This window comes from Sphingobacterium sp. ML3W (assembly GCF_029542085.1).
Classification (GTDB): domain Bacteria; phylum Bacteroidota; class Bacteroidia; order Sphingobacteriales; family Sphingobacteriaceae; genus Sphingobacterium.
The window spans coordinates 3,745,263-3,761,420 of record NZ_CP107036.1 but is presented as its reverse complement, the minus strand read 5'-3'; the positions used below and the strand labels follow the sequence as shown (position 1 = coordinate 3,761,420).

15 protein-coding genes are annotated in these 16,158 nt (G+C 39.7%); 2 read left to right on the top strand and 13 right to left on the bottom strand.

Annotated features, from left to right (window positions below; genetic code table 11):
• Positions 1–2: 2 nt before the first annotated feature.
• From tatC to OGI71_RS15910, 8 genes are all read right to left on the bottom strand, one after another.
• Positions 3–863: a twin-arginine translocase subunit TatC gene (gene tatC / locus OGI71_RS15945; protein ID WP_223583945.1), complete on the bottom strand. Its 861-nt coding sequence runs from the start codon at positions 861–863 to the stop codon at positions 3–5.
• 76 nt (positions 864–939) lie between these two features.
• On the bottom strand, positions 940–2,295 hold the full coding sequence (accC, locus tag OGI71_RS15940) for an acetyl-CoA carboxylase biotin carboxylase subunit (RefSeq protein WP_282250230.1): 1,356 nt from the start codon (positions 2,293–2,295) through the stop codon (positions 940–942).
• Between the two features lie 71 nt (positions 2,296–2,366).
• Entirely contained in the window at positions 2,367–2,846 is a 480-nt protein-coding gene (gene accB, locus OGI71_RS15935) for an acetyl-CoA carboxylase biotin carboxyl carrier protein (RefSeq protein ID WP_282250229.1), read from the bottom strand.
• Positions 2,847–2,921: 75 nt separating this feature from the next.
• A complete protein-coding gene (locus OGI71_RS15930; protein WP_120261596.1) occupies positions 2,922–3,911 on the bottom strand; it encodes a beta-ketoacyl-ACP synthase III in 990 nt (329 codons plus the stop codon).
• Positions 3,912–3,917: 6 nt separating this feature from the next.
• Positions 3,918–4,856 carry a phosphate acyltransferase PlsX gene (gene plsX, locus OGI71_RS15925; protein WP_077437805.1) on the bottom strand — a complete coding sequence of 313 codons (939 nt, stop codon included), beginning with the start codon at positions 4,854–4,856 and terminating at the stop codon, positions 3,918–3,920.
• 106 nt (positions 4,857–4,962) lie between these two features.
• Complete coding sequence (gene rpmF / locus OGI71_RS15920) at positions 4,963–5,154, bottom strand: 50S ribosomal protein L32 (protein ID WP_077437804.1); 192 nt, start codon at positions 5,152–5,154, stop codon at positions 4,963–4,965.
• A 14-nt stretch (positions 5,155–5,168) separates the two neighbouring features.
• Positions 5,169–5,705 carry a DUF177 domain-containing protein gene (locus tag OGI71_RS15915; RefSeq protein WP_282250227.1) on the bottom strand — a complete coding sequence of 179 codons (537 nt, stop codon included), beginning with the start codon at positions 5,703–5,705 and terminating at the stop codon, positions 5,169–5,171.
• Between the two features lie 102 nt (positions 5,706–5,807).
• Complete coding sequence (locus tag OGI71_RS15910; protein WP_282250226.1) at positions 5,808–6,458, bottom strand: epoxyqueuosine reductase QueH; 651 nt, start codon at positions 6,456–6,458, stop codon at positions 5,808–5,810.
• Positions 6,459–6,635: 177 nt separating this feature from the next.
• Between OGI71_RS15910 and OGI71_RS15905 the strand changes: the two genes are divergently transcribed.
• Positions 6,636–7,790, top strand: a complete 1,155-nt coding sequence (locus OGI71_RS15905) for a hypothetical protein (protein WP_282250225.1) — start codon at positions 6,636–6,638, stop codon at positions 7,788–7,790.
• 15 nt (positions 7,791–7,805) lie between these two features.
• On the opposite strand, the gene OGI71_RS15900 is transcribed toward OGI71_RS15905, so the two are convergent.
• The 5 genes from OGI71_RS15900 to OGI71_RS15880 all read right to left on the bottom strand — a co-directional run bounded on the left by OGI71_RS15900 (position 7,806) and on the right by OGI71_RS15880 (position 15,202).
• Positions 7,806–8,657 carry a transglutaminase-like domain-containing protein gene (locus OGI71_RS15900; protein WP_335994728.1) on the bottom strand — a complete coding sequence of 284 codons (852 nt, stop codon included), beginning with the start codon at positions 8,655–8,657 and terminating at the stop codon, positions 7,806–7,808.
• 96 nt (positions 8,658–8,753) lie between these two features.
• Positions 8,754–9,413 carry an ABC transporter ATP-binding protein gene (locus tag OGI71_RS15895; RefSeq protein WP_120261602.1) on the bottom strand — a complete coding sequence of 220 codons (660 nt, stop codon included), beginning with the start codon at positions 9,411–9,413 and terminating at the stop codon, positions 8,754–8,756.
• Positions 9,414–9,505: 92 nt separating this feature from the next.
• Positions 9,506–11,908, bottom strand: coding sequence for an FtsX-like permease family protein (locus tag OGI71_RS15890; RefSeq protein WP_282250224.1), 2,403 nt, complete (start codon positions 11,906–11,908; stop codon positions 9,506–9,508).
• A 212-nt stretch (positions 11,909–12,120) separates the two neighbouring features.
• A complete protein-coding gene (locus tag OGI71_RS15885; RefSeq protein WP_282250223.1) occupies positions 12,121–14,559 on the bottom strand; it encodes an ABC transporter permease in 2,439 nt (812 codons plus the stop codon).
• Between the two features lie 418 nt (positions 14,560–14,977).
• A complete protein-coding gene (locus OGI71_RS15880) occupies positions 14,978–15,202 on the bottom strand; it encodes a helix-turn-helix transcriptional regulator (protein ID WP_282250221.1) in 225 nt (74 codons plus the stop codon).
• Between the two features lie 136 nt (positions 15,203–15,338).
• Here OGI71_RS15880 and OGI71_RS15875 point away from each other — a divergent pair, with 136 nt between their 5' ends.
• Positions 15,339–16,022, top strand: coding sequence for a hypothetical protein (locus OGI71_RS15875; RefSeq protein WP_282250219.1), 684 nt, complete (start codon positions 15,339–15,341; stop codon positions 16,020–16,022).
• Positions 16,023–16,158: the final 136 nt, after the last annotated feature.

Sequence of the window (16,158 nt, the reverse complement as noted above, 5' to 3'; positions counted from 1 at the left end):
TTTTATTTTTCTTGTGCTAATTTTTTTCTTTTGACATCCGCGGAGACCATGATACTTATTTCATATAATAAGAACATCGGCGCAGCAACGGTCAACATGGTGATAATATCTGCAGAAGGTGTAATTACGGCTGCTATAAGCAAAATAATTACTGTTGCATAACGACGGCTGGCACGCATAAATTCGGGCGTCATAATACCTATTTTAGACAGAATAAATACCATGATTGGCAGCAGGAATACAATTCCACAGCCTAATGTCAATGTCGCAATAGTAGATAGGTAGTTGTCTATCGTAATCTGGTTGACGATTTCATCACTTAAGGATACATTCGCTAGGAAGTTGATGGATAATGGTACGACAATATAGTATCCGAAAAGAGCGCCCAAAACAAATAATACTGTAGCGTAAAATACAAACCCCCGGGCAGAACGTCTTTCTACGTCTGTCAATGCAGGTTTTACAAACAACCAAATTTCGAAAAGGAGATAAGGGAAACCCATCATCAAAGCCATCAACAAGCAGGAGTTGATCTGGAGCATAAATTGCCCCGCCAATTCCGTATTGATAATATTAAAAGGTATCTTCTTGACACAGAAATCAGCTAAATTGAATACCTCAGCGGCTTTACACATCATACGATAGGTCCAAAAATCCAGATTTTTGGGACCCATGATAATATCTTTAAAGACAAAATCGTAGAATGTGAACGCGATACCTGCAAAGATACAGATGGCGATAGCCGAACGAACCAAATGCCATCTTAAGACCTCAAGATGGTCAAAGAAAGACATCTCGGCTTCTATATTCTTCCCTTTATTTTTGATAGCTTGTATTAGATCTTTCGAATTTGGTGTACTCATAAAAATTGTTTGGAAACAAAAATACCATTCTTATTGTAAAGAATGGTATTTTTTATGTATGTAAAGATAATTTTATTTAATCTTCTACAGGATATTCAGTTAGGTCAAATGTTTCCATGAACTTTGTTGTGAAATTGCCTGCTCTAAAGTTAGGGTCACGCATTAATCTCAGGTGCAAAGGAATGGTAGTTTTGATGCCTTCAATCACAAACTCGCTCAATGCACGCTCCATGGTACAGATCGCTTCCTCACGTGTTTGTGCAACAGTGATCAACTTAGCGATCATAGAGTCATAGTTTGGCGGAATGGTATAGCCTGAGTATACGTGTGTATCTACGCGCACGCCATGACCTCCCGGAGAGTGAAAGTTAGTGATTCTTCCCGGTGAAGGGCGAAAATTGTTGAACGGATCTTCTGCATTGATACGACATTCGATCGCGTGCATTTCCGGTTCATAATTTTTTCCGGAGATCGGAATGCCAGCAGCAACCTTGATCTGTTCTTTGATCAGATCGAAGTTGATCACTTCTTCTGTTACGGGATGCTCTACCTGAATACGGGTATTCATTTCCATAAAGTAGAAGTTGCGGTGTTTGTCAACCAAAAATTCGATTGTACCGGCACCTTCATAGTTTACAGCTTTTGCACCTTTCACAGCAGCTTCACCCATTTCAGCTCTTAATTCAGGTGTCATAAATGGTGAAGGGGATTCTTCGATCAATTTTTGGTGACGACGTTGGATCGAGCAGTCACGTTCTGACAAGTGACATACTGTACCAAACTGATCACCTACAATCTGGAATTCAATGTGACGGGGTTCCTCAACATATTTTTCAAGGTAGATACCATCATTACCAAATGCAGCGGCAGATTCAACACGAGCAGAATCCCAAGCTGGTTCAAACTCTTCGTCTTTCCAGATGATGCGCATACCACGACCACCACCACCGGCAGTAGCTTTGATAATAACAGGGTAACCTATTTCATTAGCCAATACGATACCTTCTTTTACGTTTGAGATCAAACCATCTGATCCCGGTACAGTAGGTACACCAGCCTTTTTCATGGTATCCTTCGCACGGGACTTATCGCCCATTTTTTCGATCTGCTCAGCGGTAGCACCAATAAATTTGATGCCATACTCTGCACAAATTGCCGAAAAACGTGCGTTCTCAGACAAGAATCCATATCCTGGATGAATAGCATCTGCATTTGTCAATTCAGCCGCAGAAATAATATTCGGAATGTTTAAGTAAGAATCTTTACTCGGTGGAGGGCCAATACAAACCGCTTCATCAGCAAATCTTACGTGTAAGCTGTCTCGATCTGCGGTTGAATACACTGCAACACTTTTGATACCCATCTCACGGCAGGTACGGATGATGCGCAGGGCAATTTCTCCTCTATTTGCAATTAATATTTTTTTAAACATTGTCTTGAATTATGAAGTTTACAAAAATGTAGCCCTTTGGAGGCTACATAGTATTCATTTACGTTTGTAAATTACTTAGGCTCAACTAAGAATAATGGTTGGTCATACTCAACAGGTTGAGCATCCTCTACCAAAATCTTAACGATTTTACCAGAAACTTCAGATTCGATTTCGTTGAACAATTTCATCGCTTCAACAATACACAATACATTACCTGTATTGATATCATCACCAATATTAACGAAAGATGGTTTACCAGGTCCCGCTGAACGGTAAAATGTACCGATCATTGGTGATTTGATTGTAATCAAGTTCGCATCAGCGCTAGCAGCTGGTGCCGCAGGTGTAGCTACCGGAGCTGGAGCTGCAGCTTGAGCAACAGGTGCAGTAGCAATTGGTGCTACAGCTGGAACAGAAGCTGTTACATACGTAGGCTCTTGATTTGTCTTTATTGTAATTTTAAAATCTTGCTCTTCAATCGAGACTTCATTCACACCTGATTTTGAAACGAATTTAATCAAGTCTTGAATTTGTTTGATATCCATACCCATAGTATTCTAGGTTTTGTTTGTTTCTTAAAAAATTCTAACTGTCAAAAGTAATAAATTATACCATAAAATGGACAATTAATACGCCCATTTTAAATAGATGGATCCCCAGGTGAAGCCACCACCGAAAGCAGCAAGGATCAGGTTATCTCCTTTTTTCAATTGAGATTCCCATTCCCACAAGCATAGAGGGATTGTTCCACTAGTTGTATTTCCATATTTTTGGATGTTCACCATCACTTTTTCTTCCGGAAGACCTACACGTTCTGCTGTTGCATCGATGATACGTTTGTTGGCCTGATGTGGTACCAACCAAGCAATGTCTTCTGACTTCAAATTGTTTTTCACCATGACATCATGAGCAACATCAGCCATATTTGTCACTGCAAATTTGAATACTGTACGGCCTTCTTGGTAAGCATAATGTAATCCTGCGTCAACAGTAGCATGTGAAGCAGGGTTTAATGAACCACCACCTTTAATATTGAGGAATTGGCCACCAGAACCATCTGTTTTCAAAATCGCATCCTGTATACCCAATCCTTCTTCATTTGGCTCCAATAACACACAACCACAACCATCTCCAAAAAGGATACAGGTATTACGGTCTTGATAATTGATTACCGATGACATTTTATCAGCACCGATGACAAGCACTTTTTTGTGCGTACCTGCTTTGATAAACTGTGTTCCGGTATTCAGTCCGAACAAGAAGCCCGAACAAGCTGCCTGTAGATCAAAGCCCCATGCATTTGTCGCTCCGATTTTATCGGCCAAAATATTTGCTGTAGCGGGAAACAGCATATCAGGTGTACTGGTACAAAAGATAATTAAATCGATATCTGTCGCTTCTATTCCTCTCTTTTTCAATAAACCCTGAACGGCAGGTACAGCAAGATCTGATGTAGCAAGTCCTTCGCCCTTTAAGATGCGTCTTTCTTTGATTCCTGTTCGTGATACAATCCACTCGTCGTTGGTATCGACCATTGTTTCCAACTCTTTGTTGGTGAGGATGTAATCCGGAACGTAACCATTTACAGCCGTAATCGCGGCATGAATCTTTGACATAAATATTTAATTGAAAATAGATCTGATGCTGTCAATGAATTTAGACTCGATCATATCTCTTGAAAATAAAACCATATTTTTAATGGCCTCAGGTGTTGAAATACCATGGCCAATAATGACAGGAGCGTTAACTCCTAAGATTGGGCTACCGCCGTACTGCTCGTAGTTGAATCGGTCGAAGAAATCATCTTTAAAACCTTTTTTCAGGGTCACTACATAAAATGATTCTGCAAGTTTCAAGACCACATTGCCTGTAAATCCATCGCATACGTATACGTCGGCATGGTCACTGAACAGGTCGCGGCCTTCAGCATTTCCGATAAAATTAATCTTGTCGTTGGCTTTAAGTAGGGGGTAGGTAGAGGTTGTCAGGATGTTTCCTTTTTCTTCTTCTTCTCCGATGTTCAATAATCCCACTTTAGGGTTGGATACATTGAATACATGCTCGGCAAAGAGGCTGCCCAACATTGCAAATTGGTTCAGCATCTCTGGTTTACAGTCCGCGTTTGCACCGACATCCAGTAAGATCCCGAATCCTGATTTCAATTTTGGAACAATTGATGCTATGGCTGGGCGTAATACGCCTGGGATAGCTTTCACGCTGAACATCGATCCCACGAGCATGGCTCCGGTGTTACCGGCGGATGCGAATGAGTCGATTTCTTTGTTTTTTAAATATTCAAATCCCTTCGCAATACTTGAGTTGGGTTTTTGAGTTATTGCTTTGGTTGGATGTTCACCCATCGCAATGACTTCTGGAGCTTCCACATATTCAAAGTCAGATGAATTTCCTCCGGCTTGATCGATTAATTGTTTAGTCTCTTCAGTTTTACCAAAAAGGACTATTTTTTGGTCTCCAGTAAGCTGTTTTTGTGCTTCAATCGCACCTGTTATCGTTGCTTTAGGAGCATAATCTCCTCCTAAAATATCTAAACCAATCTTCATCCGTTATTATTTAGTAAATCAATAATACGCAAAAAACATCCCAAAATAAAGCAAATTTCTAAAATATTGCTTGTTTGGGATGTTTTGGTGTTATGAAAGGTTTACCTTAGACAACAGCTGTATTTTCAATGATCAATTTACCGTTGTAGTACAAGTTTCCGTCTACTTTGTAAGCACGGTGAGGTAAATGAACTGCGCCAGTTTCTTTACATACTGTCAAGCTAGGAGCTTCAGCTTTATAATGTGTTCTTCTTTTGTCTCTTCTTGATTTAGAAGTTTTACGTTTTGGATGTGCCATCTCGTATTTTTGTTTTAGTTATTTTTAATATTTCTCAATGCTTCCCAACGTGGGTCGATAATTTCTTCTTCTTTTTGCTCCTCTGAATCCGGCTCGCTTGTAAATAAAGCCAACATCTCAGGATCGCATTGTATGCCTTCTCCCTGCTCTTCACATTTCACGATATAGGGAACTGCCAAATTGATGTATTCGTACAATAATTCAGCTATATCCAACTCATGGTCGCTTTTTGATAAGATCAACACCTCTTCGGTATTGTCTGTCCAATCTTCATCCGTGAATTTGACCAATATCCGTTCTTGAATTGAAATCGGTGACATAAACTCTTTTAAGCAGGTATCACAAGTCAATTGAATCTCGCCTTGGATATCAAAATGCAAAATCAACAGGTTCTCCTGTTTTTGCAATTCAACTTCTGCTTTCAGATTGCCATCTTTTACAATCGAATGTTCGTAGCAGTCAAAGAACTTTTTATTAACGTCAAATTCAAAATTGTGCTTTCCAGCGTTGAGCCCCGAAAAGGGAATTCTGTATTGTTTTAGATGTTTCACAATCTTGCATTTGAGCCTGCAAAGGTATGTATAAAATCATTAGGATCGAAATATTTTTTTAAATATTCCAGTCGAATGCTTTATATATACACAGCGCACGACTTATTCATAATAATTTTTACCTAACTCTATCTTTTCGCGTCCATTTGCCATGCGCCATTTATTGGTGTCACGTAGCGAGTAAGCGCAACCACAATATTCCTGCATGTAGAATTTCTCTTTTTTGGAGACTTCTAACATCCTTGCCGAACCGCCTTTCTTGCGCCAGTTGAATGTCCAGTACTCCATACCTTCATGGCGAGAAGCTGCACGTAAGCCACAGTCGTTGATCTGCTCCATGTTTTTCCAACGGGAAATACCCAATGAACTAGAGATCACATCAAAGCCATTAGCCGCCGCATATTCCGCTGTTTTCTCAAAGCGCATATCAAAACACATGGTGCAACGGATTCCTCGCTCAGGTTCCTGTTCCATGCCTTTAGCCAGATCAAACCAATGGTCTACATCATAATCCGCGTCAATAAAAGGGATATTATGCTTCTCCGCAAATCGAATGTTCTCCTCTTTGCGCAGATCATACTCCTTGCGTGGATGGATATTTGGATTGTAGAAATAAATCGTAAAATCGATATCCGAAGCAATTAATGCTTCCATGACTTCTCCGGCACAAGGTGCACAGCAGGAATGTAAAAGCAATTTTTTGCCTTCTCCCGGTAATGTCAACTTCTCTCGTACAAATTCCTTCTTTTCCATAATCGTATGTGATATCAAAAACAAAGGCAATTTTAATCAAAAAGTAGCGAAATGGCAAATATTTCCGTTTTAGACATCATGATATCTGTCTAAAAGAATGAGATAAATTCATTGATATTCTGCATATATTAGTAGATTTGTATGTTTGACGCAATAAGCTATTTATAATAAAAAAATATGAAATTTTCATTTCAAACCTGTGTTATTGTATTATTCGCCAGTTTGATAGGCGTTGCTTCCTGTAAAAAATTGGACGATGAACCCGATGTTGGTGAAGTATCACTTGTTTCAAGATTGTATATTTCTTTCCGGGATTATCAACCGAATAGTTCTTCTATCAAGAATCTCTTTATTGTTGATCCTGCTGATACCAATAATCTGGATAATATCTATCAATATCTTTCTCCGACAAAGGGCGGGGGAGCGGTTATCTTTGATCCCAATGCGAAGGCAATTTTTCAGGCCAGTGAGGGATCCATTGCTCAGGATACCTTTATTCAGCGGATTTCTCTTGACAACGATGCTTACGGGATCCCCGGTAATGCAAGTGCACTTGGCTATACAGGGTTTAGAAACGTAAGAGGATTGGCCTATTACACCTATGCGCAACAAGTTGGTAATACAGGTTCAAGTGTGACCAATTTTCTGCTTGCGGCAACCGGCGGAAACATGTTATATGCGGTAAGCCGTCCGGAAGGAAAAGGCGGATCGACGGGAGGTTCCAAGATCATTGATAAACAGATTAGTCTCGGAAAAATTGTTCCAACTTCCTTGACCTTATTACAGGGAAATACAGATGATAAAAATGACAAACTGTTACTTGTAGGATTTGAAAGTGATGGTACAAGTAAGGGGAACGGTTTTGCTGTTTTTACATTGCTTAAACAAGAATTGATTGACAGGCCTCGGGATACGATTGTTGCGGAGTCAAGATTCGTACCGACACTGAAAGTCTATGTGCAAGGAAAAACAGGTTTAGGGGCTGTTTCTTATGCTCCCAACAAAAAGTTATTCGCCGTTGCAACAACAGAAAAGGAGGTCCTGTTCTTTAGAAATCCGAAGGAATTGTTTACTGGAACCGGAGAAAAAACTGTCCGTCCCGATTATGTGATCGGTGGTTCCGCTACTGGGTTGGAGGAGCCTACGGGAGTTGCCATTGATGATCGTATTGAAAATGGTAAATTTCTTTATATTTCAGATACGAAGAATAGGAAAATCAGCCGGTTTAAACTGGAGGATCAAGGAAATACAGCACCAGAATTAACAAAAACATATGGCACAATGACACCAAATTATATCTTTTTGGACGCCAGAGAAAGACCAAATTTTTAATTGATAAAGACTGTGTCAAGCAAGCAATTCGAACAGTTCTCTGATTTCCTGTTGCTTGCCTGAACTTTCATGTGCTTCATACGCTGACAGGAGATTCCGCAAAGCGCGCTTCATGATAGTCACATTGTCGCAGGGAAATGTAAATTCCCTGTCCGGACCTAGGTTTAACTGCTTCAGGAACGAATTAACATCACTTTTTTGCATGATCTGCCCACGGTTAAATGCATTGATGTAAAACAAAACATTTTCATTTCCTTCCTCATCCGATTCCATGTAAGCCAGAATAAAATGCTTGGGTAAATTGATCCCATAGATCGGGATATCCAGTTTTTGCGCAATAATGCTATAGATACAGGATAAGGTCAACGGATTCCCCTGCTTCGTGTCCAAAACCTGACCGATATAGGAGTTTTGCGGATGGTGATAATCCTTTGTGTTGCCAGATAGTCCAAAGGAACCAAATAACACATGGTTCAGCAGGTTCACCTTCTCCAATGGACTCATATCGTATTGTAGTCCGCGCCACACTTCTGTTTTCAGATCTTCGATCTTCAACACGATTTTATGGTCTTCGTAAGAAGGATATTGATAGTTATTGAGGATGATAAGTCCTTCCAGTAGATTGAAGGAATTGCTCAGATTCCAGATCTGCAATTCATTTTTGGTCTGGTCGAATTGAATTTCATGAATAATGTTTTCCAGCCGCCCCTGGACTCTTGGTTCAAAGCTCGACTCCCAAAATTTTTCCAAATAAGGAACAATTTCAGGACCTTGGCTTTTTAACTGATGCTCCACTTCCTGAATAATCTGTTGATCAGTATCGTCCAACAGGAATATTAACGATTTCAGCTCTCTCTCATTCATCATAACGAAGTTAAAAAAATGAATTGAGAAATGATACAAAAAAATCCCTACAGTATTCATGTACCAGGTAGGGATTATTCAGGTTAAATTGGTATACAATTATTTGAGCTGGCCATCCAGCATATTGACAATTCTTTTGCCGTACTCCGCATTTTTTTCGGAGTGGGTAACTTGTATGATTGTGACACCGTCATCATTCAATTGTTTGAACAGTTCCATGATCTCTTCGCCTTGTTTGGAATTGAGGTTACCCGTCGGTTCATCTGCCAACAGGAGTTTCGGAGATCCCGCCAATGCGCGAGCGATACCAACGATCTGTTGTTGCCCACCGGACAGCTGAGCCGGAAATAGATCTTTCTTTCCCACAATACCAAAGCGGTCAAGCATATCGGCCACAATGGCTTTACGCTCTTTGCTGGAAATGTCTTTATAGATCAGTGGTGTTTCTATATTTTCATATACTGTTAATTCATCCAGTAAATGGTAAGCCTGAAATACATATCCAATATGAGATTGGTAGAGTTGCGACCGTTTTTTTGCTTTCATCTCCAATACATTTTCATCCATAAAGATATATTCACCTTCGTCCGGTTCGTCCAGCATACCGATAATATTCAACAGGGTAGATTTGCCTGAACCCGAAGGGCCCATAATGGATATGAAATCACCTTCTGCTATATCTAAACTGACATCTTTGAGAACAAATGAGCGTGTACCACCTACGTTATACCACTTGAATAAATGTTTTAATTGTATCATTTTCTAGTATTGAGATTTGAGTATTGAGATTTTGGTTGTACAAGCCTGGGCTTACCTTGTATCTCTTTTTTATTTTGTCTTTTAATTTTTACTTATTCATCCCGTAGGCTATCTACTGGATTTGTTCTTGCAACTTTCAACGATTGGAAGCTAATGGAAATCAATATTAAGATAAATATGCAAAATATCGGGATCAAAAACGACCACCATTTTATATTGACATGATATGCAAAATTGGACAGCCATTTGTCCATGAGTAAATAAGCTACAGGAAGGGTAAGGCCGATACCTATCAGAAATAGCTTGAAAAGCGGTTTATTTAATTGGACAAAGAGCAGCTGTGCCGAGGCACCGAGTACTTTCCGGATACTCATTTCTTTTTTGCGCAATGCTGCCTGATAAGCGGCCATGCTGAACAGGCCCAATGCGGCGATAATAACCGAAAGGCTCGTGAAGCTATTAAAAGCAAGCTGTAGTTCTTGTTGTTTCTTATGCTGCAAAGCATATTGCTGATCCATAAAGGAGTAGTCTAAAGGCAGATCTTTTGCAGATGTATTTTTTGTCCATTCTTTCTTGACTGTCTCAATTGCCTGATCAACCATTCCAGATCTTGTTTTCACCATAAGCGTCGTCTGAATGCGCATGCTCCCGCACTCATTTTTAAAAGAATAGAGGGTAGGTTGAACGGCATTTTCAAAACCATAGGCCTTACTATCTTTGACTAGGCCAACGATCTCGAAGTCTGTGTCACAGCCACTAATTTTCGTGCCAATGGGATTCGAAAGTCCCAAACTTTTAGCAGCAGATTCATTGATGACCGCATAGTTGGAAAGGGAATCCCGGAGTAACTGATCCATTGACAGATTGATATTCCCTTGTAGATTGGGGATATTTAATGTTTTGAAATAGCCTGGATCGATACCGACATGCGCAAAAGAAATATTCTTTTGTGCATAGGAGAACTCCATTTTGGGTGGTTGTTCCCCCTCTCCCGGGATATTTGTTGCAGAAGCCACTGCCGCAATGCTCGGATCATTTTCTAATCGCCGTTTCAATTGGTAGAAAGAGCCATCAATTTTGTTGTCGTAATACATGCCCACTCCCTTGAAATTGACCACTTGCGCTGGCTCAAACCCTTTATCTGTATGCTGCATGTACTGAAGCTGGGCCCTAATGACCAGCATACCTGAAATAAACAAAATCGCCATACTGATCTGAAAAGTTAGTAAGGCATTTCGGAATGTTCCTTTTTTTAGTATGGAAGTTAATCCGCCTTTGAGCAGATTGACGGATTTGAAACCTGAAAGAACTATGGCAGGGTATATTGCGGAAAGGATCGTTGTTAATAGTACAGCGACACAGAGCTGGATAATGGTTTCAGAACTTAAAATATAACTTCTGAGATCATCATTGAACCATTTTTGTAATATATTGCCCGTAAGCGCCCCGGTAATTAAACTCAATACTGCCGCACCGCTGGTGAGTATAAATACTTCCAGTGATAATTGTCTGACAATAGCCCAACGCGAACTTCCTAATATTTTTTTAAGCGCAAGTTCTTTCAGACGTTGATCGGCTTGAGCCATAATCATATTAGCAAAATTGGCGGATGCGAGCAGGAGTATCAACAGAGAAAGAATACCGATAATCCATGTAATGATATAGGCGGTGTTACTTCCTGTTTTTGGCCGCAGGTGCAAGTTAGCCAATGGATCTAGGTAGATCTTTCCCTTGGCATAACCGGAAGAGCGTATTTTATCTTTTAGTGCGATTTCCTTGTGGTAGATTGTGTTGATCTGATCGGTCAACTTAGCGATATCTGTACCCGGTCTGACCTGAATAAAAGTCTGGTATAAAAAAGGATTATTTTCAGCAAAGATATCCTGTAGTTCACGGATAAAAAGAAGATCGTAATCAATCATGGATAGACCTTGCTTTTTGATGGTGCCATAAATCGTCTCGCGCATACCCAGATCAAGGCTCATAGACGGAATGGAATGGGGGCTGTCAAATGTTAAATCCTCCTTTTTGAAAAGCAGTTCCGCAATAGGACTTTTGACCATGGTCGCATCCTTTTGATCTTTGTTTTTGTAGAGTGGTCCGTTGGCATTTTCTACCTGAAAGATCCGGGCAGCAGAAGAATCAATTAATGCGGTATTTTTGATAAGTACCGTCTTCTCCCCAAAGAGCGGGTAGCTACCATAGTTGTAGACCATTTTTCTACCGGCATAGACGATATCTGGTAAATTCTGTTTTAGCAACGGAGCCAGGGAAGGAGAGGTTTCGTCTGTAAAAGCACCTTCGACTTCCAGACCAATTTGATAGATTTCCTTATAGTTTGGATTCCATTTATCAAAGCTTGTTTCCCGATTGATGTATTGATAGGAAAGGATAAAACCGGTAAAACCAAGCGTCAGTCCGATAATGTTCAAGAACGTGAACCCCTTATTTTTTAAGAGTTTACGCCAAGCCAGTTTGAAATCATTTTGTGCCATGCAATAAAAAATACAATCCCCTTGCCATTGTTTTAATGCTTTTATTATGAGTTTGTTAGGTGGCTTTGTTTCGTTTTTGATGTTCGATTTCGGACAGTTTTCGTTCGCAATCGAACATTTATCCCCCTCTTAGCCATTGGTTCATTGCCCACCACGCAACAGGCAAGGCAATGACCAAGGCAACAAACACCAATTTTTAAGATCTTCTGACTTTATTCATCCCTTAGACTATCGACTGGATTGGTTCGGATAGCCTTCCATGTTTGATAACTAATGGTACCTAAGGCGATGAGGACAGCGCCCATACCCGCCAGAATAAAGTATATCCAGTTGATATCTATTTTATAGTTGAAGTCTCTTAGCCATTGGTTCATTGCCCACCACGCAACAGGTGAGGCAATGACCAAGGCAACAAACACCAATTTTATAAAGTCTCCAGACAGCAGTTTCAGTAATCTGAGGGTACTGGCGCCAAGTACCTTCCGTACACCGATTTCTTTTGTCCGCTGTTGTGTCACATAGGTGGCCAGTCCAAAGAGACCAAGGGCTGCCACAAAAATGGCGACGATAGCAAAACAGCTGAATATATTTTTCGTCCGTTCAACATCTTGATAAAGGGAAGCAAAGCCCTCATCCAAAAAGCTGTAATTGATTTTTTGATTAGGTGAAAATTTATTCCATACAGTGTTAATCCCGTTCAGGGTCTGCTGTAGGTTTTCGGGCTTAACTTTAATAGAGAGGAGTGATGGATAACCCCGCAGTACCATACATAGACCAGCGTACCCTTTACCCTTCAGTGACTCAAAAATAAAATTGTCCACGACACCAACGACTGTCCAGGTATTGCCATTGGTTATTTTTGCCCCGATCGGATTTTTTAATCCCAGGTCATCCGCCAATTTCTGGTTGATGATCGCAGCGGTACTGTCCGTGGCCATTTTGGGATCGAAATTTCTACCCTTGGTCAATTGTAATCCGAAGGTAGAAAGATAATCCTGGTCAATCTCCCAGAACTGTCCCTGTGTCGCCATATCGACCTCTCGTCTACCTTCATTCCAAAAGGGATTACCATTTCTTTTGGCACCATCAATGGGGACAGGGAGAAAATCACCTAGGGAAACGGAGCTGACATTTGGAATGGACTTTAATTCATTCTTAAGACTAGGGATCTGATTTCCCAATGTACCCACGCCACGCAGGACAATCACCTGTTCCTTTTTAAAGCCCAGGTCTTTTTCCAGGATATAGCGTATCTGCTGATTGGTCACCAGGGCGCTTACAATAAGGATGATAGAAGTTGCAAACTGAAAAATAACAAGACCATTTCTGAATAACGAGGATTTGGCTCCGGTGGTCTTATTTTTCAAGGCAGCAATTGGTTTAAATCGGGATAGATACAAGGCTGGGTAGATTCCGGCCAAGCTGCCGATGAAAATTATCGCCACCAATAAAGATGGAAAAAAGTATATGGATGTCCAGGGAATCGTCAAGGACTTATTGGCGAGATTGTTGAATATAGGCAACAAAAACCAACTCAGCAATAGACCAATGAATAAAGATAATACACTATAGCAAATTGCTTCGAGCAAGAATTGTCCGATCAATGATGTCCTTGTCGAACCAATTGTTTTGCGGATACCGATTTCTTTGGCTCGTGTAGCGGCATTGGCCGTGGACAGGTTGATAAAGTTGATACAGGCTATCAGAAGAATAAATAACGCTACGGTGGCAAATGTCCAAACCAGACGGATATCGCCTCTATTAAGTGTACTGACTTTATCGTCTTCAATATCAGCAGACTTTAAATGGATATCCAGTGCATTTTGTAAGTTGATTTTTACCTGTTCGAATAAAGGATTGAGCTTTCGACCCGATTTTTTGTATTCCGGCAAATAATGCTCTTTATAGTTCTTTAGGATCTCTTTTTCTGTTTGTTCAATGTTGGCCTGTGGTTTTAATTTAACGTAGACCGTATAATTATTGCTGAGCCATTGGTTTTGCTCGCCGGGATAGAAAGGTTCACCCGCAAGAGAGATAAAGAAGCTATAACCGGCCAGCGTAGAATTTTGAGGTATGTCTTCAATCACACCAGTGATGGTATATAGCTTGGATTTGTTATTGTTCAGATAGATGGTCTGTCCGATAGGATCAGTTTTGAAATATTTTTCCGCTTTACTTTTCGTAATGACCAATGTGTTGGGTTGATCTAATGCGTGAGCAAGTCTTCCTGAAATCATAGGTGTCGGAAACATGTCCAGAATAGATTGATCAACGTATACAAAACCATCATCGTAAAAGCTCTGCGGATTGTCGTTCAGGGAGAGCTGGTTGCTGCCCGCGCCAAACAACGGATTGGGGAGAATGCGGCCCGTTTGTTCTATAGCTGGAATTTCAGCTTTAAGCGTTGGGGCAACGGGTGCCGAAAGTGACACCCAACGCTGTATCTTACCTTCGATCGGAAGCTGAACGACCAGACGATAAATTCGATCCATCGCTGGATAAAATTTGTTGTAACTGGTCTCCTGTTTGATATAAAGTACGATGAGAATACAGATTGCAATACCAAAAGCAAATCCTCCGATCTTTATAAAAGAATAGAGTTTATTTTTTGCCATATTTCGCCAAGCGATTTTAAGACTATTTCCTATCATAACAATACTTTTTTAAGGTCTTATTGATCCGTAATCGACCGGTCAATCTAGACATTAGACTGAAGTCAATTGTATTGCCACTTTATTAAGTTGCTGGTTTATAGGTTTTTGATTTGTTTATTGGATTTTATTTCTGTACGATATCGAACAGTTTTACGTCCAATACCGCACAGATTATTCGTGCGATGTTATATCCCTTCTTTTTTTCAATATCCATAGGCATCAGATGATTTGTGCTAGCAATAATTATGTTCCCCAATATATTGACTTTGGCTTTATCTTTTCGAATGGTTCGGTTTTTCAGATTTTTATGGATGCAATTTATAAGAGGTACTGCTGAATTTGTATGAAATACGGCGAAACAATAGCATCTCGTAGCTTTTTGCTCATAAGTGCATAAAATTACGAGATGCGGAACTTAATCCTCAATCTCTTTCAATTGAAGATGTTCACATAATTCGGACATCATTTTAGCTGGATCGGTATCGATAGCCAAAGCGATTAAATACATTTCATCCAAACGCAATTTGGATGTTTCGGTCATTGTTAATTCATTGATCCTGGCTTTACTTAGTCCTGTTCTGCGCGCAATCTGAGACTTATTTACAGACTTCTTCGCTAAAAATTCGCCTAGTTTGGTCATTGTGTTGTCTTAATATTTCATCGTTTTGTATAGATAAATATATATAATGTTATTTTTATTTATACAAATGTTTTTATTTTTAGAATATTTTCTATTTCTTTGTATTGAAAATCTATATTAATTCAATGTGCCAATTATGAAAACAGCGAAAAATCAAAAAACAAAAGTGTATAGGAGAAGATGTGAAGAGTTAGATATACTAATCTATTATCGCATGCTGCTACAACGTATTTCGCGACACCTGTCACCCGAAGAAGTTTCCTTTTTAATGGGCAAACCATTGGATTTTATGACTGGAATTGAAACGTTTAAGATTAAATCAATTCTAGCTTTTGATTTATTTTCTATGTATCGTGTTTTAGAGGTAAATAGTATGGATTCCATGATGCCTTTTGGAGTAGAACTATCATCACAAAAAAACTTATATGAATTACATGTGACTACATTGGCTGACAGGGTTATTTACGACATGTATAAAGTTGATGTTGAGCAGGATCAAAAAATAATCGAATTTAAGTTAATCGATATCCGTCATGATATTGATCATTATAAAGTTTCAACAGCGGATGAGGTTGAAAAGATAAGGATCTTTTTGAATGAGAAAATTGGTGCAGGATTTTTTAATGAGGAAAGACAACCGTATGAAATCCACGCACTGTGTTGTGTTGAACTCAAACAATACATGCAGCCTAAAAATCTGATGTTAGTTTTAGATGAATTACTTCAAGGTAGCGAGGACGCAAGGATTGTTCGTCATCAAACTGAATACGGTTTCGGCTATGTTTTAACTGCTCACGCAAAATCGACTGAAAATAAATAAGCAATTTTTGGCCGTTCACTGTGAACAGCTAAAAATTGCATCAAAGATCCTAAGCCGTAGGTACACCAATTATAAACTTTCATTCCCAATCGGTTAATAATAGATACACTTTTTAGCTTCGATAACCTACGGCTTA

Bases quoted from the DNA above. Each gene is read 5' to 3' on its own strand.
- OGI71_RS15930 (WP_120261596.1), bottom strand. From the start codon at position 3,911: ATGTCAAAGATTCATGCCGCGATTACGGCTGTAAATGGTTACGTTCCG.
- OGI71_RS15890 (WP_282250224.1), bottom strand. From the start codon at position 11,908: ATGGCACAAAATGATTTCAAACTGGCTTGGCGTAAACTCTTAAAAAAT.
- OGI71_RS15910 (WP_282250226.1), bottom strand. From the start codon at position 6,458: ATGGAAAAGAAGGAATTTGTACGAGAGAAGTTGACATTACCGGGAGAA.
- accB (WP_282250229.1), bottom strand. From the start codon at position 2,846: ATGGGTATGGATATCAAACAAATTCAAGACTTGATTAAATTCGTTTCA.
- accC (WP_282250230.1), bottom strand. From the start codon at position 2,295: ATGTTTAAAAAAATATTAATTGCAAATAGAGGAGAAATTGCCCTGCGC.
- rpmF (WP_077437804.1), bottom strand. From the start codon at position 5,154: ATGGCACATCCAAAACGTAAAACTTCTAAATCAAGAAGAGACAAAAGA.
- OGI71_RS15900 (WP_335994728.1), bottom strand. From the start codon at position 8,657: ATGATGAATGAGAGAGAGCTGAAATCGTTAATATTCCTGTTGGACGAT.
- tatC (WP_223583945.1), bottom strand. From the start codon at position 863: ATGAGTACACCAAATTCGAAAGATCTAATACAAGCTATCAAAAATAAA.
- plsX (WP_077437805.1), bottom strand. From the start codon at position 4,856: ATGAAGATTGGTTTAGATATTTTAGGAGGAGATTATGCTCCTAAAGCA.
- OGI71_RS15905 (WP_282250225.1), top strand. From the start codon at position 6,636: ATGAAATTTTCATTTCAAACCTGTGTTATTGTATTATTCGCCAGTTTG.
- OGI71_RS15875 (WP_282250219.1), top strand. From the start codon at position 15,339: ATGAAAACAGCGAAAAATCAAAAAACAAAAGTGTATAGGAGAAGATGT.
- OGI71_RS15895 (WP_120261602.1), bottom strand. From the start codon at position 9,413: ATGATACAATTAAAACATTTATTCAAGTGGTATAACGTAGGTGGTACA.
- OGI71_RS15885 (WP_282250223.1), bottom strand. From the start codon at position 14,559: ATGATAGGAAATAGTCTTAAAATCGCTTGGCGAAATATGGCAAAAAAT.
- OGI71_RS15880 (WP_282250221.1), bottom strand. From the start codon at position 15,202: ATGACCAAACTAGGCGAATTTTTAGCGAAGAAGTCTGTAAATAAGTCT.